This window comes from Synechococcus sp. H60.2, assembly GCF_047462315.1.
Lineage (GTDB): Bacteria > Cyanobacteriota > Cyanobacteriia > Thermostichales > Thermostichaceae > Thermostichus.
Window position 1 is genome coordinate 1 of the sequence record NZ_JANSIZ010000042.1, and the last position, 24,709, is coordinate 24,709.

Annotated in this window: 25 protein-coding genes, 2 tRNA genes and 2 pseudogenes; 16 read left to right on the top strand and 13 right to left on the bottom strand. The window is 60.3% G+C overall.

Annotated elements, in window-relative coordinates; all coding sequences use genetic code 11:
* The first annotated feature begins 437 nt into the window (after positions 1 to 437).
* The 3 genes from NW845_RS08050 (at position 438) to NW845_RS08060 (ending at position 2,285) form a co-directional block, all read left to right on the top strand.
* Positions 438 to 509: transfer RNA gene (locus NW845_RS08050), tRNA-Val, on the top strand.
* Positions 510 to 880: 371 nt separating this feature from the next.
* Positions 881 to 1,654 (top strand): PspA/IM30 family protein, encoded by a 774-nt coding sequence (locus NW845_RS08055; protein WP_414378030.1) that lies wholly within the window; start codon positions 881 to 883, stop codon positions 1,652 to 1,654.
* Between the two features lie 166 nt (positions 1,655 to 1,820).
* The gene (locus tag NW845_RS08060; RefSeq protein ID WP_414365710.1) at positions 1,821 to 2,285 is read left to right on the top strand and encodes a pentapeptide repeat-containing protein; all 465 of its coding nucleotides are present in this window, start codon (positions 1,821 to 1,823) and stop codon (positions 2,283 to 2,285) included.
* Positions 2,286 to 2,297: 12 nt separating this feature from the next.
* Here NW845_RS08060 and cysQ read toward each other — a convergent pair whose 3' ends face one another.
* The 5 genes from cysQ to rpsP all read right to left on the bottom strand — a co-directional run bounded on the left by cysQ (position 2,298) and on the right by rpsP (position 5,787).
* Complete coding sequence (gene cysQ / locus NW845_RS08065) at positions 2,298 to 3,101, bottom strand: 3'(2'),5'-bisphosphate nucleotidase CysQ (protein WP_414378032.1); 804 nt, start codon at positions 3,099 to 3,101, stop codon at positions 2,298 to 2,300.
* A gap of 11 nt (positions 3,102 to 3,112) precedes the next feature.
* Positions 3,113 to 3,874, bottom strand: coding sequence for an imidazole glycerol phosphate synthase subunit HisF (gene hisF / locus NW845_RS08070; RefSeq protein ID WP_414365708.1), 762 nt, complete (start codon positions 3,872 to 3,874; stop codon positions 3,113 to 3,115).
* Positions 3,875 to 3,901: 27 nt separating this feature from the next.
* Complete coding sequence (locus NW845_RS08075) at positions 3,902 to 5,005, bottom strand: ArsA family ATPase (protein WP_414378034.1); 1,104 nt, start codon at positions 5,003 to 5,005, stop codon at positions 3,902 to 3,904.
* On the bottom strand, positions 5,002 to 5,277 hold the full coding sequence (locus NW845_RS08080) for a KH domain-containing protein (RefSeq protein ID WP_414365706.1): 276 nt from the start codon (positions 5,275 to 5,277) through the stop codon (positions 5,002 to 5,004). The genes NW845_RS08075 and NW845_RS08080 overlap by 4 nt, the downstream gene beginning before the upstream one ends.
* Positions 5,278 to 5,340: 63 nt before the next feature.
* A complete protein-coding gene (gene rpsP, locus NW845_RS08085; RefSeq protein WP_414365705.1) occupies positions 5,341 to 5,787 on the bottom strand; it encodes a 30S ribosomal protein S16 in 447 nt (148 codons plus the stop codon).
* A 457-nt stretch (positions 5,788 to 6,244) separates the two neighbouring features.
* Between rpsP and NW845_RS08090 the strand changes: the two genes are divergently transcribed.
* Positions 6,245 to 6,418 carry a zinc ribbon domain-containing protein gene (locus NW845_RS08090; RefSeq protein ID WP_414378035.1) on the top strand — a complete coding sequence of 58 codons (174 nt, stop codon included), beginning with the start codon at positions 6,245 to 6,247 and terminating at the stop codon, positions 6,416 to 6,418.
* Positions 6,419 to 6,509: 91 nt separating this feature from the next.
* A complete protein-coding gene (locus NW845_RS08095) occupies positions 6,510 to 6,947 on the top strand; it encodes a TerB family tellurite resistance protein (RefSeq protein ID WP_414365703.1) in 438 nt (145 codons plus the stop codon).
* A 51-nt stretch (positions 6,948 to 6,998) separates the two neighbouring features.
* Here NW845_RS08095 and NW845_RS08100 read toward each other — a convergent pair whose 3' ends face one another.
* Positions 6,999 to 7,418 carry a metal-sensing transcriptional repressor gene (locus NW845_RS08100; protein WP_414365702.1) on the bottom strand — a complete coding sequence of 140 codons (420 nt, stop codon included), beginning with the start codon at positions 7,416 to 7,418 and terminating at the stop codon, positions 6,999 to 7,001.
* Positions 7,419 to 7,507: 89 nt separating this feature from the next.
* Here NW845_RS08100 and sds point away from each other — a divergent pair.
* Positions 7,508 to 8,479, top strand: a pseudogene (gene sds, locus NW845_RS08105) (solanesyl diphosphate synthase).
* Between the two features lie 15 nt (positions 8,480 to 8,494).
* Here the strand turns inward: sds and lepB are convergent.
* The gene (lepB, locus tag NW845_RS08110; RefSeq protein WP_414378036.1) at positions 8,495 to 9,181 is read right to left on the bottom strand and encodes a signal peptidase I; all 687 of its coding nucleotides are present in this window, start codon (positions 9,179 to 9,181) and stop codon (positions 8,495 to 8,497) included.
* Between the two features lie 126 nt (positions 9,182 to 9,307).
* Here lepB and NW845_RS08115 point away from each other — a divergent pair, with 126 nt between their 5' ends.
* Entirely contained in the window at positions 9,308 to 9,685 is a 378-nt protein-coding gene (locus NW845_RS08115) for a hypothetical protein (protein WP_414338938.1), read from the top strand.
* Positions 9,686 to 9,814: 129 nt separating this feature from the next.
* On the opposite strand, the gene NW845_RS08120 is transcribed toward NW845_RS08115, so the two are convergent.
* Positions 9,815 to 10,882 (bottom strand): hypothetical protein, encoded by a 1,068-nt coding sequence (locus NW845_RS08120; protein WP_414365698.1) that lies wholly within the window; start codon positions 10,880 to 10,882, stop codon positions 9,815 to 9,817.
* A gap of 182 nt (positions 10,883 to 11,064) precedes the next feature.
* Between NW845_RS08120 and NW845_RS08125 the strand changes: the two genes are divergently transcribed.
* The 5 genes from NW845_RS08125 to NW845_RS08145 all read left to right on the top strand — a co-directional run bounded on the left by NW845_RS08125 (position 11,065) and on the right by NW845_RS08145 (position 14,701).
* Complete coding sequence (locus NW845_RS08125) at positions 11,065 to 11,802, top strand: pyridoxine 5'-phosphate synthase (RefSeq protein ID WP_414365697.1); 738 nt, start codon at positions 11,065 to 11,067, stop codon at positions 11,800 to 11,802.
* The gene (locus NW845_RS08130) at positions 11,799 to 12,443 is read left to right on the top strand and encodes a DUF3318 domain-containing protein (protein WP_414365696.1); all 645 of its coding nucleotides are present in this window, start codon (positions 11,799 to 11,801) and stop codon (positions 12,441 to 12,443) included. The genes NW845_RS08125 and NW845_RS08130 overlap by 4 nt, the downstream gene beginning before the upstream one ends.
* A 17-nt stretch (positions 12,444 to 12,460) precedes the next feature.
* The gene (locus tag NW845_RS08135) at positions 12,461 to 13,282 is read left to right on the top strand and encodes a biotin--[acetyl-CoA-carboxylase] ligase (RefSeq protein WP_414378038.1); all 822 of its coding nucleotides are present in this window, start codon (positions 12,461 to 12,463) and stop codon (positions 13,280 to 13,282) included.
* Positions 13,283 to 13,310: 28 nt separating this feature from the next.
* A complete protein-coding gene (locus NW845_RS08140) occupies positions 13,311 to 14,282 on the top strand; it encodes a M23 family metallopeptidase (RefSeq protein ID WP_414370951.1) in 972 nt (323 codons plus the stop codon).
* A 338-nt stretch (positions 14,283 to 14,620) separates the two neighbouring features.
* A tRNA-Leu gene (locus NW845_RS08145) sits at positions 14,621 to 14,701 on the top strand.
* Positions 14,702 to 14,797: 96 nt separating this feature from the next.
* Here NW845_RS08145 and NW845_RS08150 read toward each other — a convergent pair.
* Positions 14,798 to 15,811 carry a glycosyltransferase family 9 protein gene (locus tag NW845_RS08150; protein ID WP_414378039.1) on the bottom strand — a complete coding sequence of 338 codons (1,014 nt, stop codon included), beginning with the start codon at positions 15,809 to 15,811 and terminating at the stop codon, positions 14,798 to 14,800.
* Between the two features lie 225 nt (positions 15,812 to 16,036).
* Between NW845_RS08150 and NW845_RS08155 the strand changes: the two genes are divergently transcribed.
* Positions 16,037 to 17,197: a DegT/DnrJ/EryC1/StrS family aminotransferase gene (locus NW845_RS08155; protein ID WP_414365692.1), complete on the top strand. Its 1,161-nt coding sequence runs from the start codon at positions 16,037 to 16,039 to the stop codon at positions 17,195 to 17,197.
* Between the two features lie 376 nt (positions 17,198 to 17,573).
* Complete coding sequence (locus tag NW845_RS08160) at positions 17,574 to 18,722, top strand: DUF58 domain-containing protein (RefSeq protein ID WP_414378041.1); 1,149 nt, start codon at positions 17,574 to 17,576, stop codon at positions 18,720 to 18,722.
* 22 nt (positions 18,723 to 18,744) lie between these two features.
* On the opposite strand, the gene NW845_RS08165 is transcribed toward NW845_RS08160, so the two are convergent.
* The 3 genes and pseudogenes from NW845_RS08165 to NW845_RS08175 form a co-directional block, all read right to left on the bottom strand.
* Positions 18,745 to 18,981 carry a hypothetical protein gene (locus NW845_RS08165; RefSeq protein ID WP_414378047.1) on the bottom strand — a complete coding sequence of 79 codons (237 nt, stop codon included), beginning with the start codon at positions 18,979 to 18,981 and terminating at the stop codon, positions 18,745 to 18,747.
* Positions 18,982 to 18,985: 4 nt separating this feature from the next.
* Positions 18,986 to 19,340 (bottom strand): annotated as a pseudogene (locus NW845_RS08170) (histidine phosphatase family protein); the annotation flags it as partial.
* 58 nt (positions 19,341 to 19,398) lie between these two features.
* Positions 19,399 to 20,358: an NAD(+) kinase gene (locus NW845_RS08175; RefSeq protein WP_414378042.1), complete on the bottom strand. Its 960-nt coding sequence runs from the start codon at positions 20,356 to 20,358 to the stop codon at positions 19,399 to 19,401.
* Between the two features lie 373 nt (positions 20,359 to 20,731).
* On the opposite strand from NW845_RS08175, the gene NW845_RS08180 reads away from it, so the two are divergent.
* A complete protein-coding gene (locus NW845_RS08180) occupies positions 20,732 to 22,930 on the top strand; it encodes a serine/threonine protein kinase (RefSeq protein WP_414378043.1) in 2,199 nt (732 codons plus the stop codon).
* On the opposite strand, the gene NW845_RS08185 is transcribed toward NW845_RS08180, so the two are convergent.
* A complete protein-coding gene (locus tag NW845_RS08185; RefSeq protein ID WP_414378044.1) occupies positions 22,927 to 23,529 on the bottom strand; it encodes a hypothetical protein in 603 nt (200 codons plus the stop codon). The two genes, NW845_RS08180 and NW845_RS08185, sit on opposite strands and share 4 nt — an antisense overlap.
* Positions 23,530 to 24,145: 616 nt before the next feature.
* On the opposite strand from NW845_RS08185, the gene NW845_RS08190 reads away from it, so the two are divergent.
* A complete protein-coding gene (locus tag NW845_RS08190) occupies positions 24,146 to 24,610 on the top strand; it encodes a hypothetical protein (RefSeq protein WP_414378046.1) in 465 nt (154 codons plus the stop codon).
* The last annotated feature ends 99 nt before the right edge of the window (positions 24,611 to 24,709 follow it).

The following is a 24,709-nucleotide window of genomic DNA, read 5'->3' on the forward strand; positions in this document are numbered from 1 at the left end:
GGGCAGAAGAAGAGACAAAAGCTCTGCTGCCAAGCGGGTGAGGAAACCCCACCCGCCTGCGCGGTGGGGTAGTTCATGCCATTGTGAAGCTATTGTGGTAAGGAGATTTCTGGAGCCGGAAGTAAAAAGTATCTGGGGTGTTTCCCCATCTCTTCGCGTAAGCGGGCCGTAGGCCTTGGAGGTGGGGCGATGCCGTCCCCCACAGGCTTGCGCAATAGGGGAGTTCGATCAACTGTAATCGACCTAACCAGATCTGCGGCTGGCTGAACAACAACTCAGAACTCTTTGCAAGCGCTTTTGGCCTTCCAATGGACAAGGCCGTAGAAGTAGTCGTCTTGGCAGCGCCGAGCGGCAAGGGGTAAGCCTCGAAGTGGCTTGCGGATGTGATATCATCAATTTCCAACCCTTGGGCAAATGCGCAGCCGCAGCTTCAGCGAGGGCTGTTAACTCAGAGGTAGAGTACCACCTTGACACGGTGGGAGCCGCTGGTTCGATTCCAGCACAGCCCATTGTCAGACCAGCCAAGAGAATCTGCCCAAGTTCGGAAAGTCCTCATCCGGCAAACCCTCTGGGCTTTCAGTGACCCCGACAATTTAGTGCCATCCACCAAAATCCAGGGGTGGGACATAAGACGGGGCGCGGCCAGAGTGGGCATTCGGGAACGCCCAACCCGAGAACAAGGGTTGCCAGGTGAGGAAGGGGCCCATCTCTGCAGCGGCTGTTTTGGCGGCTGGAGGGTTGGTCTGGGATTGGGCCGGATCCCCTGCGGCCAATTTCCTCGGATCCCAGTCAGGGATCCCTATACTGGAGTAGAAGCACTGGAAGGCGCCAGAAAGGCAAGGGTAGCATTAGGTCAGACTGCTAGAGGGGGAAACAACCGATGGGATTGTTCGATCGGGTCAGCCGAATCATTAGATCCAATATCAACGCGCTGGTCAGCAGCGCTGAGGATCCGGAGAAGATCCTGAACCAAACCATTCAGGACATGTCTGAGGATCATTACCAAATGCGGCAAGCAGTTGCCCAGGCCATTGCTGCCCAGAAGCGGATAGAGCGGCAGTACGAGCAGGCGCAGCAGAACGTTGACGAGTGGCAAAGACGGGCCGAGTTGGCCTTGCGCAACAACAACGAGGCTCTGGCCCGCGAAGCGCTGGTGCGCAAGAAGACTTTCGCCGAAACCGCCCAAAGCCTAAAGCGGCAGTTGGATGAGCAGACCAAGCAGGTGGAGCTCCTCAAAAGCAACATGACCAAGCTAGAGAGCAAGATCGCCGAGGCCAAGACCAAAAAGGATATGCTCATCGCGCGGGCCCGGGCGGCCAAGGCTTCCCAACAAATCAACCAGGTCATCGGACGGGTGGACACCACCAGCGCCTTTGCAGCCTTTGAGCGCATGGAAGAGAAGGTAAACGCCCTGGAGGCCCAATCAGCGGCAGTGGCCGAGCTGGCGGTGGACAGCTTGGAGCAACAGTTTGCCGCGCTGGAGGCGGGTGGAGCAGATGTCGATCATGAGCTGATGATGCTGAAAGCGGCGATGCAGGGCCAGTTGCCCGCCGGAGAGCGGAAAGTTTTGCCGCAAGCCCAATCTGCTGCCCCGGCTGAAAGCGAGGTAGATGCGGAGTTGGAAAATCTGCGCCGCGAAATCGACCAGCTTTAACCATGGGAGGCCGTGTCTTCCGAAGGGTGTCTCCTCTGGGCTCAGGTGCGTTGGGATTTCCTGAGCTAGAGAATACAGGGTGGTAAGCTAGGCTGGAAGGGCCGTTGACCTGCCTCTGGGGGGGTTAGGGTAGCCTTCCTGCGTTTTTGCGAGAGAACCAACAGCGATGACAACAGCGAATATCAAACCTCTCCTAGACGCTAAGCAACTGTTGCAGGCTTATGCGTCTGGCCAGCGGGATTTTTCTGGAACCAACCTGAGCGGGGCGCAGTTGAGCGGCGCGAACTTGAGGGGCATTGTCCTGCGAGATGCCGACTTAAGTGGGGCGGATTTGCGTGAGGCGGATTTGTCGGGGGCGGATCTCTCCGGAGCCGACCTGCGCGGAGCCAAGCTGCGGCGGGTAAACCTAATCGGGGCCAAGCTGATCAAGGCCGATCTGCGCGGGGCCAACCTCTACCGGGCCAAGTTGCTCAGAGCTGATCTCAGCGAGGCCGATCTTAGCCGCGCCGATTTGCGAATTGGCGCCGATCTGCGCGGAGCCATCATCACCAACACCCGTTTTCGCGGTGCCCTCTACGACGAGTACACCAAGTTTCCGGATGGCTTCAACCCCACCGAAATGGGCATGTAGCTGGAGCCTCGCCTAGGGGATCAAGCCTTGCCACAACTGGGCGACGCCTTCGGCAGCCGCTACAAAGGGCGGGTTGTGCAGGTCGGGCTTGTTGTAGCGCAAGGGATCCCCTTTCAGATCTGTGACACTTCCCCCCGCCTGCTCGACGATACAGTGGGCGGCGGCGGTATCCCACTCCAGGGTTGGGCCAAAGCGGGGGTAGAGATGGGCGGATCCCTCAGCCACCAGACAAAACTTGAGGGCACTGCCCACGGACTTGACTTCGAGAGAACTGTAGCGCCGTCGCAGCTGTTCCAGGAATTGCTCCGTCTCCGGGCTGCGGTGGGAGCGGCTGGCCACCACCTGCAGAGGAGCCTGGGCGGGGGGGCGGGCCCGGATGGGCTCTTTGCCTTTGTAGGCCCCCAGGCCCTGCGCTGCCCTGTAGGTAAGACCGAGAGCTGGGGCATGGACGACACCTAGGATGGGGATCCCTGCCTCGACGAGGGCAATGTTGACCGTGAACTGGTCGTTGCGCCCGATAAACTCGCGCGTGCCGTCCAAGGGATCCACCAACCAAAACCGTCGCCACGGCTGCCGCTGGGTGTAGGGAATGCCGCCAGATTCTTCTGAAAGTACGGGGATCTCAGGGGTCAGGTCTTGCAGGCCCTGTAAGATCAGGCGGTGGGAGGCCAGATCCGCTTGGGTGAGGGGGGAGGCATCTGCTTTGAGTTCGACCTGCAGCGGTTCTTGCCGATAGAAGGGCAAGATGGCCTGCCCTGCCGCTTCTGCTAGGTGGCACACCTTGGGCAGGAGAGCAGCCAGATCTGGAGCCTGCACGGATCCCTCCCTTAGCGACGCACCGGAATGCCGTGGGCAGCCAAGTCGGCTTTGATCTGCTCAATCGTCACCTGACCGTAGTGGAGCAGCGAGGCCAACAGGGCTGCTTCTGCTCCCCCCTCTTGGAGAGCTTGGCGGATGTGGGCACAGTCTCCTGCTCCTCCTGAGGCGATCACCGGCACCGACACCACTTCGGCCACCCGGCGGGTCAGCTCTAGGTCGTAGCCAGCCTGGGTGCCGTCGGCGTCCATGCTGGTGAGCAAGATCTCCCCTGCCCCCCGCTCGGCCACGGTTTTGGCCCACTCCACCGCGTCCAGGCCCGTCGGCTCCCTCCCCCCGCGCACGTACACTTCCCAGCCGCCACCCTGAGGCTTGGCGCGGGCGTCGATAGCCACCACGATGCACTGGGATCCAAACTGACGGCTGGCCTGGGCAATGAGATCCGGATCCCGAACTGCCGCCGAGTTGAGGCTCACCTTGTCGGCCCCAGCCCGCAACAGTTGCCGGATCCCGTCCACATCGCGGATCCCACCTCCCACCGTGAGGGGGATGAACACCTGCTCGGCGGTGCGTCGCACCACCTCCAGCAAGATCTCCCGCTCTTCGTGAGTGGCGGTGATGTCTAGAAAGACTAGCTCGTCAGCTCCCGCCTGGTCGTAGGCCTGGGCCAGCTCCACCGGATCCCCGGCATCGCGCAACTGCACAAACCGGATTCCTTTGACCACCCGCCCCGCCGCCACATCCAGACAGGGAATAATCCGTTTGGCCAACATCGCCTTCTCCTCCGCTGGCGTGATGGCCTAGCCAAAGCTGATGACTAAGAAAGGCTCTTGAAACTTGGCCCCGCTTACCTGCCGGCCTGCCAGGCTGGGGGGCAGGAACAAGTTGCGCCGCTGATCCCCGGCGGTGATGGTCAGTTCTGGCCCAGATTGGCTCAGCTCGATTTGGGCCTTGCTAAAGCCGGGAAGAAACAGCTTCACGGTGCGGGATCCCTCGTCGATGGCTACAGGCGGCGGCACCTCCGGCGCCGCGAAAATCCCTCCTACCGCCTCTTCCAAAGCCGACCAATCGGATCCCTGGCGCCGCGGCAGGATGCGCACAGGCAGCGGAGAAAAATCGGCAGCCGACACCTCCCCAGTAACCAGCGGCACGACCCAGAGGCCACCCACTGTCAGCCCCACCATCTGGGCACTGCCCCAGAGGTAGCGGGCAGTCTGCACGGCCATCGGATCCGGGGTGGTCACCAGGTGGGCCAACACGCGACGAGGATCGGCGATGGCCTGGCGTCCCTGCTCGAAAATGTTGGTCATCCCCCCCAGGCGATTCGACAGATCCTCTAAAGATGAGAACTCCACAGTGCTAACCGACCGCAGCAGCGGCTCGGCAAAAGGGCGCAGGGTTTTGGCCAAGTCGGATCCCAAAAAAGCTTTAGAAGCCCGTCGCCAGTACCAACTGGCCACCTCCGGGATCCCAAAGGCCCGCAAGGTGGTCAGATCCCCTGGACCATCGTAGAGAATGCAGTCGTATTGGCCGCTGGCATCGTAACGGCGCAGCGCTTCCAGAGCCAGGGCCTGATCCATGCCCGGCAGCACCCCCAGCTCCTGACCGTAGATCTCCCGGAAAAAGGGAGTGCGTACGTATTGGGCTTCCAGCTCTTTGGCCGCCGTCCAGTACTGCTCCAGAAGCTGGGTTGTGCGCAACTGCACCACGCTCAAGTTGGCGGCAATAGTTACCGGCTCGCCGGAAAGCGGGATCCCACCCAAGAGCATCTCCAGCCCCGGCCCCGGCTGATGGCCGACCAACAGCACCCGCCGCCCCTGCTGGGCTGCCGCCCGGGCTACTGCCACAGTCAGGGTGCTCCGGCCGGTGCCCCCCTTGCCCAAAAAGGTGAGGATTTGGCTCATTCCCGCTCCTCCCGACCCCGCTCTCCAGATTCTCCATAGATGTCGATGTACAGCGATTGCCCCGCCAACTGAGCTGCCGCCATCATGACCTGCCGAATGGCTTGCAGGGTGCGCCCGCCCCGCCCCAATACCCGCCCGCGATCTTTGGGGTCAAAGGCCAGCCGCAGCCAAACCTTGCGCCCGCCACAGGTGGTTTCCACGTCCATTGGCGGTGGGCCGCCGCTGAGCAACGGCTCGATCAAGAGATGGACAAGGGCTTCGTAATCCGGCATGAGGAGCTAGACGACAGGGAAGAACAACTGCCGAGCCAAGCTTAGCCGAAAGTGCAGCCGCCCCTAAGCCTCAACCTGAGGTTTTTTCTCTTCAGCCTCTGGTTCCGGCTCCTGGGAGTTCGCCTCCGCTGCCGCTTCCGCAGACGCCTCAGGAAGATCCGCCGCTGCAGCAGGCTCCTCCGTGGACGGCTCCGGCTCAGGGATCCCAGCCTCAGGCTTGGCAATGGCTGGGATGCGAATCGCGGCAACCACTCCGCCCTCGCCAGCTTTCAACATCTCGTAGAGGCCGGCTTTTTTGAGGATCCCGTCCACAGTGTCTGTAGGCTGAGCGCCACGCCGCAACCACTTAAGCAGGCCTGCCGTCTCCAGAACTGTCTCCTTGGTGCGAGGGTTATAGTAGCCCAACTCCTCCAGCGGACGACCCTCACGGCGGGTCTTACTTTCAATAGCGATGATGCGATAACTGGGTTGCCGTCTTTTTCCGTAGCGCTTGAGCCGTAACTTAACCATGGGGTGTCTGCTCCTCGGGGGTGCTCCGCAAGCTGTAAAGGGTTACCAAGAGAAGAAAAGATGAAGCAAGCCAAGCTGCCGCCCCTTACCGCATCCCAGCGGAAGTCTTGGCGGCTGGCTATGACAGAGACCCCCTATTATAATCGATTGTTCCTCGGCGGAAAAAGGGCCGAATCGACACCAAGTGGCATCTTCATCTGAATGCACGGGATCCCTCACCGTCTATACGGTGGAGAGGGATAGCGCCCAATATACCTAGCATGACCCAAGTTTTGATTATCTCTTGCAAGCTCAAGGTGTCTGCCTCACAAGCCGCAAAGCTGGATGCGACCAAGGCCTACGGCCCGCTGGCGCGAGCGTGGACGAGTCAACCAGCAGCCAGACAGAGCGGCGGCGGTTGAGCAGTGAGGCCTACGGCCCGCTAGCGCGAGGGGCGTTCTAACCGTTGCGGTAGTTTGTGCACTACAAGGCAGCAAGAGCAGGAGTGAAGGTTGTGGTGGTGCCGCCTGCCTACACTTCGCAGACCTGTCACCGCTGCTTGTGGCTTGGCCAGCGGGAAGGGAAGCGTTTTCGCTGTGTCAACCCGGCCTGTTGTTGGGGAGGGGATGCGGGACGGAGTCCTTGTGAGTGAGCTTCAGGGCTACCCAAAACCCCACCCGCCTATGCGGTGGGGCAGTTTATGGCAAAGTTGAAGAGGAAACCCAAGCTCAGCAACAACCCCCATGGTCAACTACGCCGACTTGACAGATGAGCAGCGCCAGCTCTACCTCAAAGCCTTGATCGCGGTAGCCCGAGTGGACGGCCAGTTGGACGAAGAGGAGAGCAACTTTTTCCTGCAAATTGCCGAAGGGATGGGCGTCGAAAAACAGGTGGCCCAAAGCTACCTGGCCGAGGAGACGGGCGCAACCCTAGACCTCAGCCGGATCCCTCCTCTACACAATGCAGCCGGAGCCCTAATCCTGCGAGATTTGGCGGCGATGGCGGTGGTCAACAACGAGCTGGCGGAAAAAGAAGAGGCTCTGATTTTCGAGATCGGCAAAGCCATGCAATTCAGCCAGGAGGAGATCAACGAGTTCTTGGACTGGGCCTTCATGGGCCTGCAATGGCAACTGAAAAGCGCCGCCCTGCTGGAGCGCTACGCTGCCGACGGCAACAGCTAGCCTTGGCTTGAGCAAAGCCCAGCCTACGCCCATGGGAAAGGCTTGTATCCGCTAGCTGATGTAGCGATCAAGGGCCCGCTGCAGCTCTTCCAGTTCCACCTCGATGTTGCCACTTTCGATGGCGTGGCGGATGCAGTGACGGATGTGGTCGTCAAGAATAAGGCGCGCCACCCGATCCAGTGCCCCCTTGACAGCAGCAATCTGCAGCAGCACATCCGGACAGGGCTGATCCTGCTCGATCATAGAGCGGATCCCGCGCACATGCCCCTCGATGCGAGCCAGACGATGGATTAGCTTGCGCCGCGACTGCGGGTCATGGTGGTGAGGCTGGGCTCGCCCCGATAGAGGTGGCTGCTCCAGCGCAAGCTCCCACTCCTCCTCCCAATCGGGTTCTGCAGGGAGCGGGGGGACAGAGCCGGTTGGCACTGGGGAAACGGGATCCGACATAAAAAAGCAGAGGACTGTTTGCATGATACCGCTCGCTTTTCCCGGAGAACGTTGGGGTGCTCTACAATAAGGGGAGATATGAAATTTTGTAAAACCTCTCATACTTTGGCTCCATGACCTCTGTGCTCTCCCCCTTTGGCCCTGTAGAAGCGGATCTGGAGCGTTTACGCCAGAACCTGTCCCGGCAGGTTAGCCCCAAACACCCAATACAGGCCAAGGCTGCCGAACATCAGTGTTCGGCGGGGGGGTAAGGGATCCGACCGGCGATTGTGCTGTTGATTGCGCGGGCTACTACGCCGGATGGGGAGATTACCCCACAGCATTGGCGCCTGGCGGAAATTACCGAGATGATCCACACGGCCAGCTTGGTGCACGACGATGTCATCGACACTGCGGACGTGCGGCGGGGCATCGACACAGTAAATACCCTTTTCGACAACCGCGTAGCGGTGCTGGCGGGGGACTACCTCTTCGGCCAAGCTGCCTGGTATTTGGCTAACCTGGACAATCTGGAAGTGGTGAAGCTCTTGTCCAAGGTAATCATGGATCTGCCGGAGGGCGAGGTACGCCAGAGCCTCACCCGCTTCGACCCGGATGTGTCGCTGGAGGAGTACCTGGCCAAGAGCTTCTACAAAACCGCCTCCCTCATATCCGGCAGTTCTAAGGCCGCCGGGCTGCTGAGCGGGGTCAGTCCTGAGGTGGCTGATCGCCTCTTTGACTTTGGCCGCGACCTGGGCATTGCCTTCCAAATCGTGGACGATCTGCTGGATTTCACCGCCTCGGCAGAGATGCTCGGCAAGCCGGTGGGTTCTGACCTCATCCAGGGCAACTTGACGGCACCGGTTTTGTTCGCCCTGGAGGAGTTTCCCCAGATGCGGGAGCTCATCCTCCGAGAGCTGGCCGAACCCCAGGATCTCCAGCAGGCCCTGGAGTGGGTCTACCAGAGCAATGGGATCCCCCGCTCCCGCCAGTTGGCGCGAGACTATGCCCGTCGGGCTGCCGAGGCGTTGGAAGTTCTCCCCGATTCGGTAGCCCGCCGAGCTTTGTTTCAAATGGTGGACTATGTGCTGGAGCGGGCCCGCTGAGAGACTTTTCCAGGTTTAGGTTCGACTCCCCGAAGCCTGCACCCCTTCAGAAGAGAGCTCCGGATACTCTGGGGGGGTGAAAAAGTGCAGGCGATTGGGGGGCCAAAAGCGGAAGATGGTGTTGCCGATGATGTTCTCTTCCGGCAAAAATCCCCACACATGGGAGTCTTGGCTGTCGTTGCGGTTGTCCCCCATCACAAAATAGGAGCCGGGGGGGACGAGAAATTCGGATCCCTGGTTGGGCACGCCGGGGCAGCGCTCGCCCGGACAGGAGTAATTGGGGGGAGCGTAGATATAGTCCTCCTGGAGCGGGATGCCGTTGACGATCACCTTGCCATCGGCAATGCGGATGCGATCTCCCGGCAGGCCGATCACCCGCTTGATGTAGGCACCGTCGAAGTTCAGCTTGGCAGGCGGGTAGAAGACGATGATGTCGCCCCGTCTGGGGGAGCTGAAGCGGTAGCTGACCTTTTCCACCACCAGCCGATCCCCTTCTTCTAGGGTGGGCAGCATCGAATCAGATGGGATCCAACGTGCTTCCGCCACAAAGGTGCGAATGCCGAAGGCCAACAGCAGCGCCAGCACCACTGTCAGCAAGTTCTCCCGCTGAGCCTGCCACCAGGTGCGGGAGCTGGAGCCGGCGGAGGTTTCCCCTGGCGACAGCTTGGGCTGGGGCAAAGACGTCGGATCTTTTGACGGCATGGCGGCTAGTGCACAAGACTGCACGATCTCAAGATTATCGCACCCAGCAGGAGCCAGCATCGAAAAGACGAATGGCCGCCAGTAGCTTACGATCGAGAGACACGTAGCCTGTAACTTGCAAACCCCATGACGATTTCAACAGAAGAACGCCTAGATCGGCTTGAGCGCTTGGTCGAGACCAACAGCCAAGCAATAGCCCACCTCAGCCAACAACAAGGGGAAATTTTGCAGCGGATCGATCGGCTCGCAGGAGATACTGGAAAGCTCTCAGAGCGTGTCGAGAAACTATCGGGCGATGTCGAGAAACTATCGGGCGACGTCGAGAAACTATCGGGCGACGTCGAGAAACTGTCAGGTGACCTGGAAAAACTGACTTTTAAGTTCGACACCGCTCAGAGCATCGGGGAACGGCTGGAACGTCTAGCCACCAGCCTGATTGCCGGCGCCACCATCAGCATTATTGCCGGAGTCATTTTGGTGCTGTTGCGGGAGGGATCCCGTTAGGAAGAAGCCGCTCAGGTTGTCGTGGGAATGAGACGCCTGGGGCGCTGAGGAGAGGCTCCTGGACTCCTACAGGCAGGGATTGGGGCAGGAGAGCAATGGCCTGGCCTGCATCGAAATGCCCATGGGGGATCAACTGCCAGAGGTGAGTTTTTCCCAGTCCTGCTGGTGGATAGCGATCATCTGGGCCTGGGCCTGAATGGCCGCTAACGTCTCTGCCATCAGGAGCCAGTTGCTGTCAGGGGGAGTGGGATATTGCTTGAGCTTCCCCAGGGTGCTGCTAAGGGCCACTTGCAGTTGCTGCAGCAGTTGGTGGGTTTGTTGGGCCAAAGCCACAGTCTCGGAGACGCGGAGGCGGTTTTGGCCTTGCTGATACTTCTGGAGGGCTTCTCCTCGCAGAATGCTGAGGATGGCCCCTTCCCTGGGAGGGGAGCCTGGCCCGCTTTTAGAAGGCTGGGGGATAATGCGCAACTGCAGCACCAGTGGCTCCCCCCGGTACAGCCGCTCCGCCTCTGCCTGCTGCGGCTCCCCGATGAGGTTGGGATCGAGAGCCATCATCCGCTTCATGGCGGCGATCAACTTTGCCCGTATCGACTCCGAGAGTTCCTTGAACAGATCCCGCAAAATCCCCTGCTGGCGGTAGCGAACCCGGCACAGCACTCCCTCCTGGGGTTCTACAAAAATTTGCTCTGCTTTCTCGTCTAAAGCCCGCCGCAGCATTGAGTTCAGCAACTGCTGCACCGTCTCTTCCGATTCGTCAGCAGGAAGGGGCGGAGCCGTTGGCCGTGCCGGCAGCGGCTGGGTGGGAGTCGGTCGGCTGGGCGGCCCAGCTACGGGAGCAGGGACTTCCCGAGTGGTGCGGTTAGCGTGGACCTGCAGGCGGAGCTGCTCCACCTCTGCCGGGCTGGGTGGGTGGCTAAAGTAGTAGGCAATTAAATCCTGCTGCTGCTCAAAAGTAATTGGGATCGGCTCAACGGAGATCTGGGAATAGGCGAGCATCTTGCTCACGTAGTCCAACGCCGCCAAATCCTGGGGATCCACCATGCCCAAAATGAGGCTATCGGTATCCAGGGCCACGGGCACAACCTGGTAGTAAATGCAGATCTCCACCGGCAGGTACTGGGCAATCAGGGCCGGCACCCGCGCCCGGTCAATAATTGAGTGTGGTCCCACCGCCAGCGAGGCATTTGGATCAGTCATGGCAAGCCTGGAGTGGATCCCGCACAGGCGAGACGTCACTTTCGAGCATTTTGATCATAGAGTAAAGGCTGCCTCCCCCGCCGTCTGAACCCCACAGCATCCAGGCTCGTCTGACCAGCGCAAATTGAATAATGTAATACTAGGAGCATTCTAGAATCCTTTACACCCACAGCAGTCAGGCCTTGTTAAGTCTTGGAGTTAACATCGACCACATTGCCACACTGCGCCAGGCTCGCCGCACCGTAGAGCCGGATCCGGTGGCAGCGGCAGTAATTGCCGAGTTGGCAGGTGCAGATGGGATCACGGTGCATTTGCGCGAGGATCGCCGTCACATTCAGGATCGGGATGTGCGGCTGTTGCGGCAGACGGTGCGCACCCACCTCAACTTGGAGATGGCCGCCACCGACGAGATGGTAGCCATTGCACTGGAGATCAAGCCCGATTATGTCACCTTAGTTCCCGAGCGGCGAGAAGAGATCACCACCGAGGGGGGTCTGGATGTGGCAGGGCAGGTGTCGCGTCTTAGCGAGGTGGTCAGCCAACTGCAGGGATCTGGCATTCCCGTCAGCTTGTTTGTCGATCCCGATCCCATCCAAATTGCCGCCGCTGCCCAGGTGGGGGCCCGCTGGGTGGAGCTGCACACGGGACGCTATGCGGAGGCGTCCTCGGAAGCGCAACAAGAGGCGGAGTTGGCCCAACTTCGGCAGGCTAGCCAACAGGCGATTCAACTGGGCTTGCGGGTGAACGCCGGACACGGCCTCACCTACTGGAACGTCGGCCCGGTGGCACGGATCCCTGGCATGGAAGAGCTGAACATCGGCCATAGCATCATCAGTCGAGCGGTGCTGGTGGGGTTGGATCGGGCGGTGCGAGAGATGCGTCAGGCGATGGGATTAGGCTCAGGAGTAGGCCCGGCATGAACTCGGAGTACTACGGCTACGACAACGGCTACGACAACTACGTTCTCGACCAGGCTGAGGTCGAGCGCCTGCTGGATCTGCTGCCCGCCAGCATGCGGGAGAGTGTGAAGATCTTGCCGGCCTCGGAGCGGCAGACGGTGGTGATCAAGGGCCGTCGGCAAATGCCCTGGGAACGGCAGATGCGGCTGTTCATCAAGCCCTACGAGTGGCGACAGTTCACTCCCCTGCAGCGGGCAGGGCTGTTTCTCCACAAGGTGGGCTACTACAGCCGGGCAGCCTCGCGGCAAATCGACTTTTACCTGGCCATAGCGGCTCTGGGAGGGCTGAGCCTGATCTTCGAGGTCGTGCAGCAAGACCCGGTGGGGGCAACGGTTTCGGGAGGGTTGAGCGGCTTGGCGCTTTGGCAGTTGCGCCGCGACCAAACCAACGACCGCCGTCTTCTGGCCGCCGATGCCTACGCCGTGGATCGCCTGGTGTTGCGCGGGATCCCACGGCTGCAGGCGGTGGAGGCCTTAGGGCAGGCGCTGCACCTAGAGGCCCGTCTGGAGGGGCGTTCCGGCAACGACCTGCTAGACATGTTGCGCTACCAAAACCTGAAGCGGTTGGCCCAACGCCCGGCGGAAGATATCGTGTTGAGCTAGGGCTGGGGGAGTTAGCCATGCTCTCTCCCTCGCGGCTGGGATCCCTGGTGGGCCAGGGGGCATGGGGCCACCACCTCTTGCAGGTGGCAGTAACCGATTCCACCAACCGGCTGCTCTTGGACTGGGGTCGTCGCTTCCCTCAGCCGCTTCCCCTGGGCACGGTTTTGGTGAGTACCCGCCAGCGGGCGGGACAGGGCCAACACGGGCGGGTGTGGCACTCGCCGTCGGGGGGGCTGTATCTGTCGGTCTGGCTGGGATCCCCGCCTCTTCGGCATTCGCTGCTGGAGTTGACCCTGACGCTGGCCTGGGGTGTTGCGGGCAGCCTACGACAGCGACTGGGGATCCCGCTGCAACTGAAATGGCCCAACGACCTAGTGGTGGTGGATGAGCAGTGTCCAGGTTCTCTGCGCAAGCTGGGTGGCCTCTTGGTGCAGAGCCGCTTTGGGGAGAGAGGGCAACTGCTGGGGCTGGTGGCTGGCATTGGGGTAAATGTCAACAATCCCGTGCCCGCTGAGGGAATCAATTTGGCCGAGATCTTGGGATCCGGGCAGGATGGCACTGCCGTTGCTGCCTGGGTCTTACAGGGGATGGAGCGCGGGTTTCAGATCTGGCTGCAGGAGGGGTTTGCTCCTGTGCGCTCCGAGTACGAAGCCTGGGCGGTAAAGCCGCAAGTTCGATGGCCCCCAGGAGAGACGCTGGCCACGGTTTTGGGCCTTGCCGGGGATGGCAGGCTGCGGGTACAAACACAGGGGGGGCTGATCCTCGTCCTTGCTCCCGACCAGGTGCGCCTGAGCTATCAACTGCCTATCGCCGGTGACCCTTCGTTTTCTGCTGAGTGACCTGTAGCGGGTGATGGATCCCTTGCCCATGTCGGCAAAGTCTTTTTGGCTGCGTCTTCCCTCTTGGCCAGGCAGCAGGTTGGCGGGAAGGGCGCGGTTGCTGCGGCGGCTAGGGCTGGGCTTAGGGTTGGGACTGGGCCTGCTCTGGTTCTCCTCCACCGCCCTGCTGGCGCAGACGCAACTCCATCCTCTGCCTCCCCCTCCCTCGGTAGGCCCGGCTCTGGACACCCCTGCAGCAGAAGCCCTGCTGTTGGATGGCGCCATTCCCCTGCCGACGGGCAGCCCAGAGTCCACAGGCTTGGCGTCCGAACCTGGCAGCTCTCCAACTCTAGAGGCAGAAACCCGCGTAGAGACGGTGGTGGGGCGGGAAATGATCATGGAGCCGCCGGCGACCCAGAACTTGGCTGTCGATGCTCAGCCGGAAAGTGGGGTGCCAGTGGTGCTGATGGAGCGCAGCTCCGGTCGCCGCATCATCCTCATGCCGGGCGAAGAAATTCGCATTGAGGATCCCAGCCAACCCCAAACACCTGAACTGCCAACGCCGGCATTGCCCGAATTGGCGGCAGGCGAAGAACGGTTGCTCTATCCTTTGCCCCACCCCGTGCCGATTACCTCTGGGTTCGGCGTGCGGATTCACCCTATCCGCGGCCAGCCAGAGTTCCATGCCGGCGTGGATCTAGGGGCCAGCCTAGGCACGCCGATCCTGGCTTCGTTGAGCGGCAAGGTGGTGAGCGCGGGATCCTTGGGAGGCCTGGGAATTACGGTTGTGCTGGAGCATGCCGACAGTCGGCGCACGCGCTACGGCCACATGTCCGAAGTCGCGGTAAGAGCCGGGGAAGTGGTGGAACAGGGATCCGTGATCGGCTATGTGGGGGCAACCGGGGCGGTCACTGGGCCACACCTGCACTTTGAGCTGTGGAAGCAGACAGCGGGTCAAGGTTGGGTGGTTTTGGACGCCACAGAAGAGCTGAAGGTCGCCGTTGCCCAGTTGCCAGGTTAGCTTCATTGGCGGGAAGCCCCGCACTGTATGGGTAAATTGTGTTGACTCAAGAGCCAATCAGTGTCGGGATGACAGCCGTTCGTCCTACAATTGAGAAGAATAAGTTAACTCTCTGGAGAGTTTCCCGCTGTGGGTCGCACAGTGGCAGCACGCTAAGACCTCTGTACCAACAAGTCGGGGAAGCGTGAAGCCCGTACGCTATCGGTTCGCGCAGTGTGGCGTAAGCCATATTGTGTTGACTCAACAAAGATGAGTGTCGGGAGTCGTTCACGTTAGCATAATTGAGTAATTGAGCGGGATCCGAGTCGGCTAACAACTGGCCGGTGGGGTCAGCTTTTGCGGACGTGGCGGAATGGCAGACGCGCTAGACTTAGGATCTAGTGCCGCAAGGCGTAAGGGTTCAAGTCCCTTCGTCCGCATGGTCAAACAAGCTCCTCATTCCCGGCCCTACTCCTAGGGGGAGAAAGAAAAAACTGTTAACCTTTTGGGCTGGTCTTGGGGGAAGTCTTCTGTCGCTAGCCGGGGAAGATCACTTGCAAGATTTGCTCAGGAGCAATCGAGTCGATCACTCCGTTGGCAGCCTTAACGGCGCGGAACGGCCCCTCAGCGGGCAGCAGCCGTTCCGGTTCAGTGGGGCCAAACAGAGCTACCAGAGGGGTTTGGGTGGCCACCGCCAGATGCATGGGGGCGCTATCGGTGCAAAGCAGCAGAGTTGACCCAGCGATCAAGGCCGCCAGTTGGCCCAGTTGGGGAGGACGACTGACTGGTAGATCCGGCAGTTGCGACAGAAACCCCTCCGCTAGTTTCTCATCCTCCGGCCCCAACAGCAGCACCAGTGGCAGCTCAGGGCGCTTTTCCCGGAAGCCCTTGATCACCCTGACCCAGTTGACGGGGGGATAGATCTTCTGAATTCCCTTCTCCTGTGACAGTTGGCTGGCGCCGGGGTGCAACAGCACATAATCTTTGGCAGCATCCCCTAGCAGGCGCTTGCGCTCTTGCTCCGCCCATTCCAAAGCTGTTTTTTTCAGGCGAATCTGGGGCAAGCCTGCCGGCGCCGCAATGCCAAACCCCTGTAACAGGTCGTGATACATGCTCGCTGCATATTGGGCCGGCTTCAGGGGCACCGGGTCGGTGAGCCAAGGCCGACCTGGACCCGGAGGGGCATAGCCAACCCGCTTCGGGATCCCGGTCAGCCAGAGCAGGAGCTTGACCCCCAGCCCTCTGCCCAGGCTCAGCACGGCGTCGTACTGCCGTTCCCGGATTCGCCCCAGCAGATCGCTGATATCTCCCAACGAAAGCTGCTCTTTGAACGGAAAGGTCAGCACCCGATTCACCGAGGGACAGAGCTCGTAGGCAGCCGCCGACCGCGGCTCCACCATCACCTCCAGCTCAGCCTCCGGAAACCGCTGCCGCAAACTTGCCAGGGTGGGAAAAAAAAGAATTTGGTCGCCAATCCCTCCCGGCACCAAAGCTAGAATTCGGGGTGCTAAAGGCGCTTTGCCGCCAACTTGTTGAGAAGCAACCTGCATAGAGCATCCTGTCGATAGCTGTAGCTGTATCCAGCCTAGGGGATCCCTGGTCAGAAATGTACCGCGTTCACTCTAGCTTAGGATCAATCCGGAGCGAGGCTGAATCCCAGCTGCTCGCTCAGCAACTGAGCTCCACAAAAGCCCAATTTGGTGCCAGAGCGTTGTCTCCACCGGCTCTTATCCTCGATGATGGGCTGTGGCCGCTACCCCCCAAAAGGCAGCACCATGACGGATGAGCCAATCCCGCTGCTGGATTTAACTTTGCAATACCGCGCTCTGGCTGCAACCCTTCTGCCTGAGGTGGAGGCGTTGCTGGCCTCTGGCCAGTACATCGGGGGAGAGGCGGTGCGGCGCTTTGAGAAGCTATTCTCCCAGTTTCTTGGCGGCGGCGACCTGGAGACCGTCAGTTGCAATTCCGGCACTGATGCTTTGGTATTGGCCCTGCGGGCCTTGGGGATCCAAGCGGGCGATGAGGTCATCACCACTGCCTTTAGCTTTTTTGCCTCTGCCGAGGCTATTGATTTGGTGGGGGCACGCCCGGTGTTCGTGGATGTGGATCCCTGCACCTTTAACCTGGATCCCCAGCTTCTGGCAAAGAGCATTTCTCCCCGCACCAAAGCCATAATCCCAGTGCATCTGTTTGGCCAGGCAGCCAACATGACCCAGATCCTGGCCATTGCGCGGCGACATGGGTTGGCAGTAGTGGAAGATTGCGCCCAGGCAGTAGGAGCCTGCTGGGGGGGCAGGCCAGTGGGCACCTGGGGCGATATCGGCTGCTTTAGCTTTTTTCCCACCAAAAACTTGGGGGCAGCAGGGGATGGCGGGGCAGTGGTAACCCGGGATCCGCAACTGGCCCGCCAGGTGCGCATCCTCAAAGAACACGGCCAGGTCTGTCAGTACCACCACGAATACATTGGCCTCAACAGCCGCCTCGACGCGCTGCAGGCCGTGATCCTCGCGGCTAAGCTGCCTTACCTGCGGGAGTGGAACTGGCGGCGGCAGGCCATTGCCGAGTCCTATCACCGCTTGTTGCAGGGGATCCCTGGCCTCATCCTGCCCCAGGTGGCGGTGGGGGGCAACTCGGTGTGGCACCAGTACACGGTGCGGGTGCCTGGCTCCCACCCAACCGACTCACGGCGGCGTGATGCTTTGCAACGGCAGTTGCAGGAGCGGGGCATTGCCAGCCGCGTTTACTACCCCATCCCTCTGCATCTGCAGCCGGTGTACCGCAAAAAGTTGGGGTACAAACCTGGGGATTTGCCCAATGCCGAACTCTGTGCTGCCCAGGTGTTGTCTTTGCCCTGTTTTCCCGAGCTGACCCTCCGGCAACAAGAGCGAGTGGCCGCGGCCATTGCCGAAATCCTCACAGAACAACCCTGCCCCTAGCCCCTGATCCATTTACGCTGCGAAGTACAGATATTCTCCGGCCAACGCAACGATAGCTACCTTGTCTCGGACGATCCCTCAAAGGTCTGAGGAAAAACCCCAGAGCACCATCGCTAGCCTGTAACTGCTGTGCCACCGCAACTGTCCCGATTCCGCCTCGAAAGGACTCCGTCCTGCTGACGCGAATGGCAGGAAGGATCCGACCAGTAAATTTGCGGGACTTGCCCTATCGCGTAGCTCAATGTTTGAGAATGTCCAGTACTCCCCCTAACTCCAGCGGAGGGTTGAGGGGCAAGAGTTAGCGGCACAGGGCGGCGGAGAAGGGATGCCAGTGTTACCAAAACTTAGCCAAGCAGCATTTCAACTCTTCCAATCCTTGCGGTGGCGGTGGAAGTTGGGGATCCGCTCTCCCCAGTTGAGGCAGCGGGTTCGTTTTCTGCGCCGCTTCCGCTTTACCCGCATCGGGGGTCGGTTTGTCGGGATCACCCTCCTGGTGAGTATTGCCGCCTTCAACACCGGCAACAATCCCCTATACCTGGTGCTGGGGATGCTGCTTAGCCTCATTCTCCTCAGCGGCCTCCTCTCCGAGCTCACCCTCAAAGATCTGGAGGTGAGCCGGCGGTTGCCCAGCCGCATCTTTGCCGGCCAGCCGGTCTTGGTGGGGCTGACGCTGGTCAATCGCAAACGGCGCCTGCCCAGTTTTTCGCTCCAGGTAAGGGAACGCATTGAGGGGTTGAAGCAGACGGATTGGCCTTCCAGCTATGTGCTGCGGCTGGATCCCGGCAGCAGGGTGGAGACTTTCTATCAACACACCTTTTCAAGGCGAGGGGTGTGGCAGTTGCAGGGTTTTGAGATTGCCACCAGCTTTCCCTTTGAACTCTTCCGCAAGGCAGTGGAAATCGAGGACCCGCAGACGGTAATTGTGTTTCCTCGGCCTGCCCCTGTCCAAAACCTGTTGCTGTGGGAACAATTGAGCGGCGGTAGCCAGTTGCGCCCTCAGGCCGGCCAGGAGGGGGACTACCTTAGCCTGCGGCCCTATCGTCCCCAGGATGATCTGCGCTCGGTGCACTGGAAGATCTCGGCCAAACGGGATCAACTGGTTGTGCGGGAGCTGGAGCGCCCCCGTTCCCAGGCCATCGTCCTCTGTTTTGAAAATCGCTGGCAGCCGCGGGGAGAAAGCCCTGAAGCCCATCGCAACAAGCTGGAGCGGGCCGTAGAGCGCTGTGCCGGGATCCTCACCTATTTGATTCGAGAAGGCTATCCTGTGGCGCTGGCCACCTTGCAGGAGCGAACTGCTTTTGGAGCGGATCTGGCCCACCAAGACCGGCTGTTAACTCTGTTGGCCCAACTAACGTTTGTCGGGGATCCCCAACTCAACTCTCAACTGGCTGATCCCTCTGCCGGGTTTAACCTCACCCCTCAAGATCGCTGTGTGCTGCTGGCCCATCCCGACCAGGATGGAAAATCTGCCCCGGTTCATCTCATCCACCCAGGGTTGCTGTTGCAATTTATCCCCATTGAGTGAACTTCAGACCCATTTTGAAAGTTTAGGTGCCTACCCTTTGCTGCAGATTAGGCGCCAGATAGCCGCGTTCCCCCAAGCTTTCCAGCAGGGGCCCATAGCGATCGAACTTGACCACGCTGACCGAGGCAGCCAAAACCTCGATGCGATCCCGGTAGCGGCCCAGGTGAATGCCCAGCAGGCTGCGGAGAAGAATCTGAAGGGTGGCCTTGTTTGTGGGAGACGATATCTCCGCCACAACCGGCAGGGCGCGGTTGGCAATTTGCACAGCGGTTTCGCCACCTGGGGGCGTTCCAGGCGGGCTCGGTCCTCCAGCGCCAGTAGGCTTCGGGATGGTCTTCGCGGGCCTCGGCGTGGGTTTTGCCCTCCCACTCGCTGTAGTGGATTGGATTTCCCTATCTCCAACCCCGTCTTCTCTGCCAGCGGCCTGAGAGTAGCCAAGGTGCGCCGCATCGGGCTGACGTAGAGGGCCTGCCAAGGGATCCCGGCATAGGCGGCGGCAAAAGCTTCTGCCATCGGCTGGCCTTCGGGGGTGAGGTCGGGATCGAGGGCGCCACAAAAGCTACTGGAACGGCTGTAGGGGGTTTCCCCGTGTCTGAGTAGGTACAGTCTGAGGCTCATGGGAGAAGATTCCAGGGGAGTTAAACTCCGCTACTCTAGCTCCCCAACTTTGATCCCTTTATCCCCCCTCGGGGCGGTGGTTGGTGGTGGGGATGTAGATGCGGCTGCCGGCCCACTGCAGCTTTTCTCGCAAGGTGCGGAAGTAGGAGAGGTCTTTTTCTAGGATCATCAGCTTGGCCGGCAGGGGAGCCCGTTGAATTTGCACCCACTGGCCGGGGTTGACCGATTGAGCCAAGACACCATCAGTCCAGAGGCGGGTCAGCCCTTCCGGATCGGCAAGGGGCCAGATCTCCACCGTGGCTGTGCCGCTGATAACAATGGGCCGGCTGGACAAGCTGAGGGGACAAATGGGAGTGATGATGATGGCCTCAAAGGTAGGCTCCAGGATGGGGCCATTGGCTGCCAAAGTGTAGGAAGTGGATCCCGTTGGCGTGGCCACCAGCACGCCATCCCCGTGGTACTGATCCAAAATCTCGCCATTGACTTCGATTTCCATGATGGCGGCGGGCAGGCGTTCCCGGTTGATGGGCTTGAGGCACATTTCGTTGAGGGCGTAGTAGACTTCGCTGACCGGGTGGCCCTGCCGCTTGCCCTCCCCAGGGATAGCCCCTTGCCCCAATTGCGCTTGCTCCCAAATCTGGGCCTGCAACATCATGCGGGCTTGCAGGACGAAGTCTCCTGCCTGGATGCGATCCCAGGGATCCTGATGCAGCACCCGCTCCGACTGGGCCAAAAACCCCAGCCTGCCCCCCGACTGAATGGGCAAAATCGGGATCCCGTGCGGGGCCAGGTGGCGGGCTGCCGCCAACACCGACCCATCTCCCCCCAGCACCACCACCAGATCGATGGGATCCGAAGTGGCCTCCAAAAAGACCGGGTAGGGGTTGTGGTGCAAGCCGGTGGGAGCGGTCAGCACCGTAACGCCGCGCCGACGCAATTGCTCCGCACACAATTGACAGGCGGCTTTGCTCTCCCGATCCCCCTCCTTGTAGGCGATCACCACCAAGCCCAAGTCCATAAGCCCTCGCCCAGAGATCCCTTCCGATCATCCCTCTTGGGGCTGAAGGTTGCCCAGAAGGCCTCATTTCCCCAAGCATTTCCTTTTGCTTTCTTCACATTTACTGGGGATCTTTAAAAAAATCTCTAAATAGTCATTCCAAATAGCAGTGAAAAACAGCTCGTCGCGTCGTTATTGCTAGGCAGCGCTGCCGCAAACGCGCCGCTCCAACTCCCCTCTCCCAGAGGGAGAGGGGTTGGGGGTGAGGGCTTGAGCGGCGCAGAGTTCCCAGAGCGTCAAAGGTTGGGATCCCTGAGTTGGACGGGGAAAGGAGCGGGTATAAACTCCAGCAATTGGTTTATCGTATGGACATCCCTGCCCAAGCTGCCTCCTTATGTCTTCTGAACTCACCAATCGCATTTTGGGTGGCCGCTACCAACTGATTCAAGAAATCGGTGGCGGCGGCATGGGATCCGTCTTTCGCGCTTTGGACTTGCACAACAACCGCCAAGAGGTGGCTGTTAAGATCCTGCATGCCCCTATGCTGCTGAGCCGAGGTGACGCCCAGACCGATTTGCGTCGCCGCTTTGCCGAAGAGGTTCGCGTCAGCACCCTTCTGGGCCAGCATCCCCGCATCGTCAAAGTCTTGGATCACGGCCAAGAGGGGGAGCAGGCCTACTTGGTGATGGAATACCTCAAGGGGCAGGATCTGGGCAAGCTGATTCGAGAAAAAGGGGCTCTGCCGCTCCGGCAAGCCCTTCGGCTGGCCCTGCAGGCTTGTGAGGGGCTGCACTTTGCTCATACATTTCAAGCCAAGGTCGAGGGCCGCGAGATTCGGGGCGTGATTCACCGCGACATCAAGCCCAGCAACCTGTTTGTTGAGCGGGTTTTTCGAGATGGCCAGCTCACGTCGCAACTGAAAATCCTCGACTTCGGCGTAGCCAAAACCTTGGCTGATCACACCCTTAGCCTGGGCACCCAAAAAGGGGGTGGATTTATCGGCACCGCTCGTTACGCCTCTCCCGAACAGATACGGGGCAAGTCTCTGGATGCCCGCTCAGACATTTACTCCCTGGGGGTGGTGCTCTACGAGATGCTGACGGGATCCATGCCCTTTCAATTGGAAACCGACTCTCTGCACAGTTGGATCCACGCCCATTGCTACGAAAGCCCCCTTGAGATCAACCCGGAGACAACCCCGCAGCCGATCCCGCCCGCCTTGGCAGCAGTGGTGATGGATTGCCTCAAGAAAAACCCCGACGAGCGGCCGCAGACGATGCAGGAGCTAGGGGAGCGGCTGCTGCAAGCCTATGAGCTGACGGTAGCCACTCAACTCTCCAGCAGCCAGGCCAGTACCGTGATTCTTCCCACCAGCGGTGCCAAGGCTCAAGGCCATGCTCCGCCTTCTTCTATTTCTAGGCCGCCAATCGAAACCACCAGCAATACAAGATCGACTGCTGCAGCCGCCTTTGAAGATATCCGCGATGAGGATTTGGATCTCATTGAAGAGGAGCCGGTCTCCCCTCCAGGTGCAGGGATCCCCTACTACATCGCCGAGCGGGCACCTCTCCCCTCAACTACCTCGGCAGAAGCTGCGCCGGATCCCTCCTCTCAAGCTGCAGGCGAAACTGTCAAAACGCCCTCTACAGTCATCCCAGCCAGCAACACTCGTCCGGCTGCTCCTCCTCAGGATCCCCCCGTCCCACCACGGACGGATACCCCCCGCACCCGCCCCCTGCCGCGAGCTGCCCCCCCAACGGTTCTCCAGCCTTCTGGCAGCAGCCTCAAGTGGGTCTTGGCTGGGGGAGGCGCTGTGGCTTTGTTGGCCGCGTTTTTGCTCTGGCCGCGCCCAGCAACCCGCGATACCCAGGAAGAACCGGAGCCGATCCCTACCGCCGCAGTCACCCCGACACCTACCCTCGAGCCCGTCCCCACCCCCACGCCGGTGGCGACACTTACTCCAACTCCGGCACCGACACCTACTCCCACTCCAGTAGCAACGCCTACTCGAACTCCGGCACCGACACCTACTCCCGTTCCAGTGGCAACGCCTACTCGAACTCCGGCACCGACACCTACTCCCACTCCAGTAGCAACGCCTACTCGAACTCCAGTAGTGCCACCCACTCCCACTCCGGTGCCAACACCAACGCTTACCCCTATCCCTCGATTGACGCCGCTTGTTCCTCGCACTCCTACCCCTACCCCAACTCTACCTCCGCCTCCCACGTCGACTACACTTCCACCAACGCCAACGCTTGTGCCAGAGCTTGCCTTGAGCGGCCAGTGGCTCTACGAGGGAGGATCCTTTGTCTGGCAGGGATCCCTGTGTAAGGTTAATGTTGCAACCGGTATCCAGGAAACCGTCTCCATTCGTCAAGACGGCAACCAGCTCAGGGTTTCCTCTCCCGGTTTTGCGGAGCGCAGCGGCCAGCTCATCGGCAACCAATTTTCTGTCAGCGGCAGGATAGGGGGCAGCGGTACTCCAACCATCACGTGGAGTGGCACTGTCAGCCCTGACGGGCGCTCCATTCGCGGTACAGCTACCTGTGGCAGCGCCAGCTTTGCCATCAGGCTCATCCGCCAGAGTTAAATACCCACGCCGCCGCCTCGGTCGCCGCCACCGCCGTTCTCCGGATCCTCCGGCTTCTGCTGGATGGCAGGGGGAGGAGGAGGAGTGGCAGAGGTTTCCCTGACCACCTCGAGGGTGTAGGGGCCGCGGCCAGGGCTACCCGGAGCAGAGCTGCGGGCATTCTGGGCCCAGTAGCTATGCACCAGCACTAAGTAACAGCGGTCTTGCCGTACTGGGATCGTCAGCTCAGAGGTGGTGAAATTGCCAGGAGCTGCGTCATCGTTGATAAAGATGAGTTCCGGATCAGAGTTCCTGTTGGCATCAAGGCCAAGGATGACCAGCAGAGGATCGAAGACTGAACTGGTTAGGCGGATAGTAACTCCGGTAACATTAGCTGCAGAAGGAAAGTAAGGGAATCCGTCAACGTAAAAGGTAAAGGTGCCAGGGGGGGGTGGGACTTCTCGGGCATTTATAACATTGTCGTTCTCATCGAAGTAGATCTCCAAGTCGCTATTGGGCCCCAAGGTTCCGCTGCGGCTATCTCCTTGGCGGCGCAGGCCAATTGATGCGAAAAACTCTGGGCTAAAGGCCTGCTCGCAGACATTGACCGGAGGTGGCACCGTCCCCCCAGACCCCCCACAGCTTGCTAGAAGGAGAGTCGAGGCTAGAAGGCCCCAGAAAAAACGCACCTGCAATCCCCCAACCTTCGATGCCGGCAATGACGACATAGACACTCCTCTGCCACAGGATCATTACCTTCTCCAGACTACAGCCATTTCGGCAAGCTGCAGCAAACCAGGATGCCCTTCCGATCTAGTTAGTCTGCCTCCTTAGAGCAGCGATACCCAGCAAGAGCAACTCCATTTTTCCCCTGGCCTAGTGCCTCTTAGGCAGATGTCGGGTAGAGTTGGCGATAGCCATCGCTGCCGTATTGGTTAACCTATGAACAACCCGCCGAGTAGCCCGAATCGGGATTGCTTTTCACAGCGCTCCAGGCAGGGCAACCTAGGCCGGAGCTTCCCCCTCCAGGGTCTGGGACTCGGCTTGTTGTGCGGATCGCTGCTATTGGGGGCAGGGGGCGGCCGATTTCTAACTTGGGCCCAGGAAGCGGAACAGCAGCCAGAGCCAGAAGTCCCCCTACCGGTGAGAGACCTCGATCCGGCGGTGCAGATCCGAGTTCGGAACGAGCTGGTTAAACTTTGCGGAGATTACCGATGCGAAGGCTATCGCTTCCCCGTGCGGGTTTTGGTCAGGCCTGAAGATACTCTGGAAACTCTGCTGGAGCGGCTGGATACAGAGATGCTGCGGGAGGTGGATCGGGTGTTTCAAACTCGGCCTGACTTGAACCGTGTCATCGTCGATGGCTATGTCTTTGTGGGCACTCCCTCTTTCGCCAGTCGGGAAGTACTGCTGCAAACGTTGTTGGTGCCCCGTCACCGCTGGGCGGTGGGTCGCTTTGGGCTAGAGCAGGATGGAATCTTCTATGCCGAGCTGCTGGAACAGGTAACGCCCTTTTTAACTCGGCCGCAAACCCCGACCCCTCCGCCTGGGGCTGTGCTTGAAGAGCCTGGGCCTGCTCTACCTCCCACGCCAGCTCCTGGAGAGACACCAACGCCCCCACCGCAAGCAACGCCAGAAGCTTCGCCAACCCCCGAAGCTCCACCGCCACCGGGGGATGTCATCGAGCGGCAGCCCATTTAGCCTTGATAGGGCTGGCTGCTGTTTAACGTAAGGTGCGGAATTCCCCACCGTATAGACGGTGGGGATGGATAGCACCCTCTGACTGATTCTGGATGTATT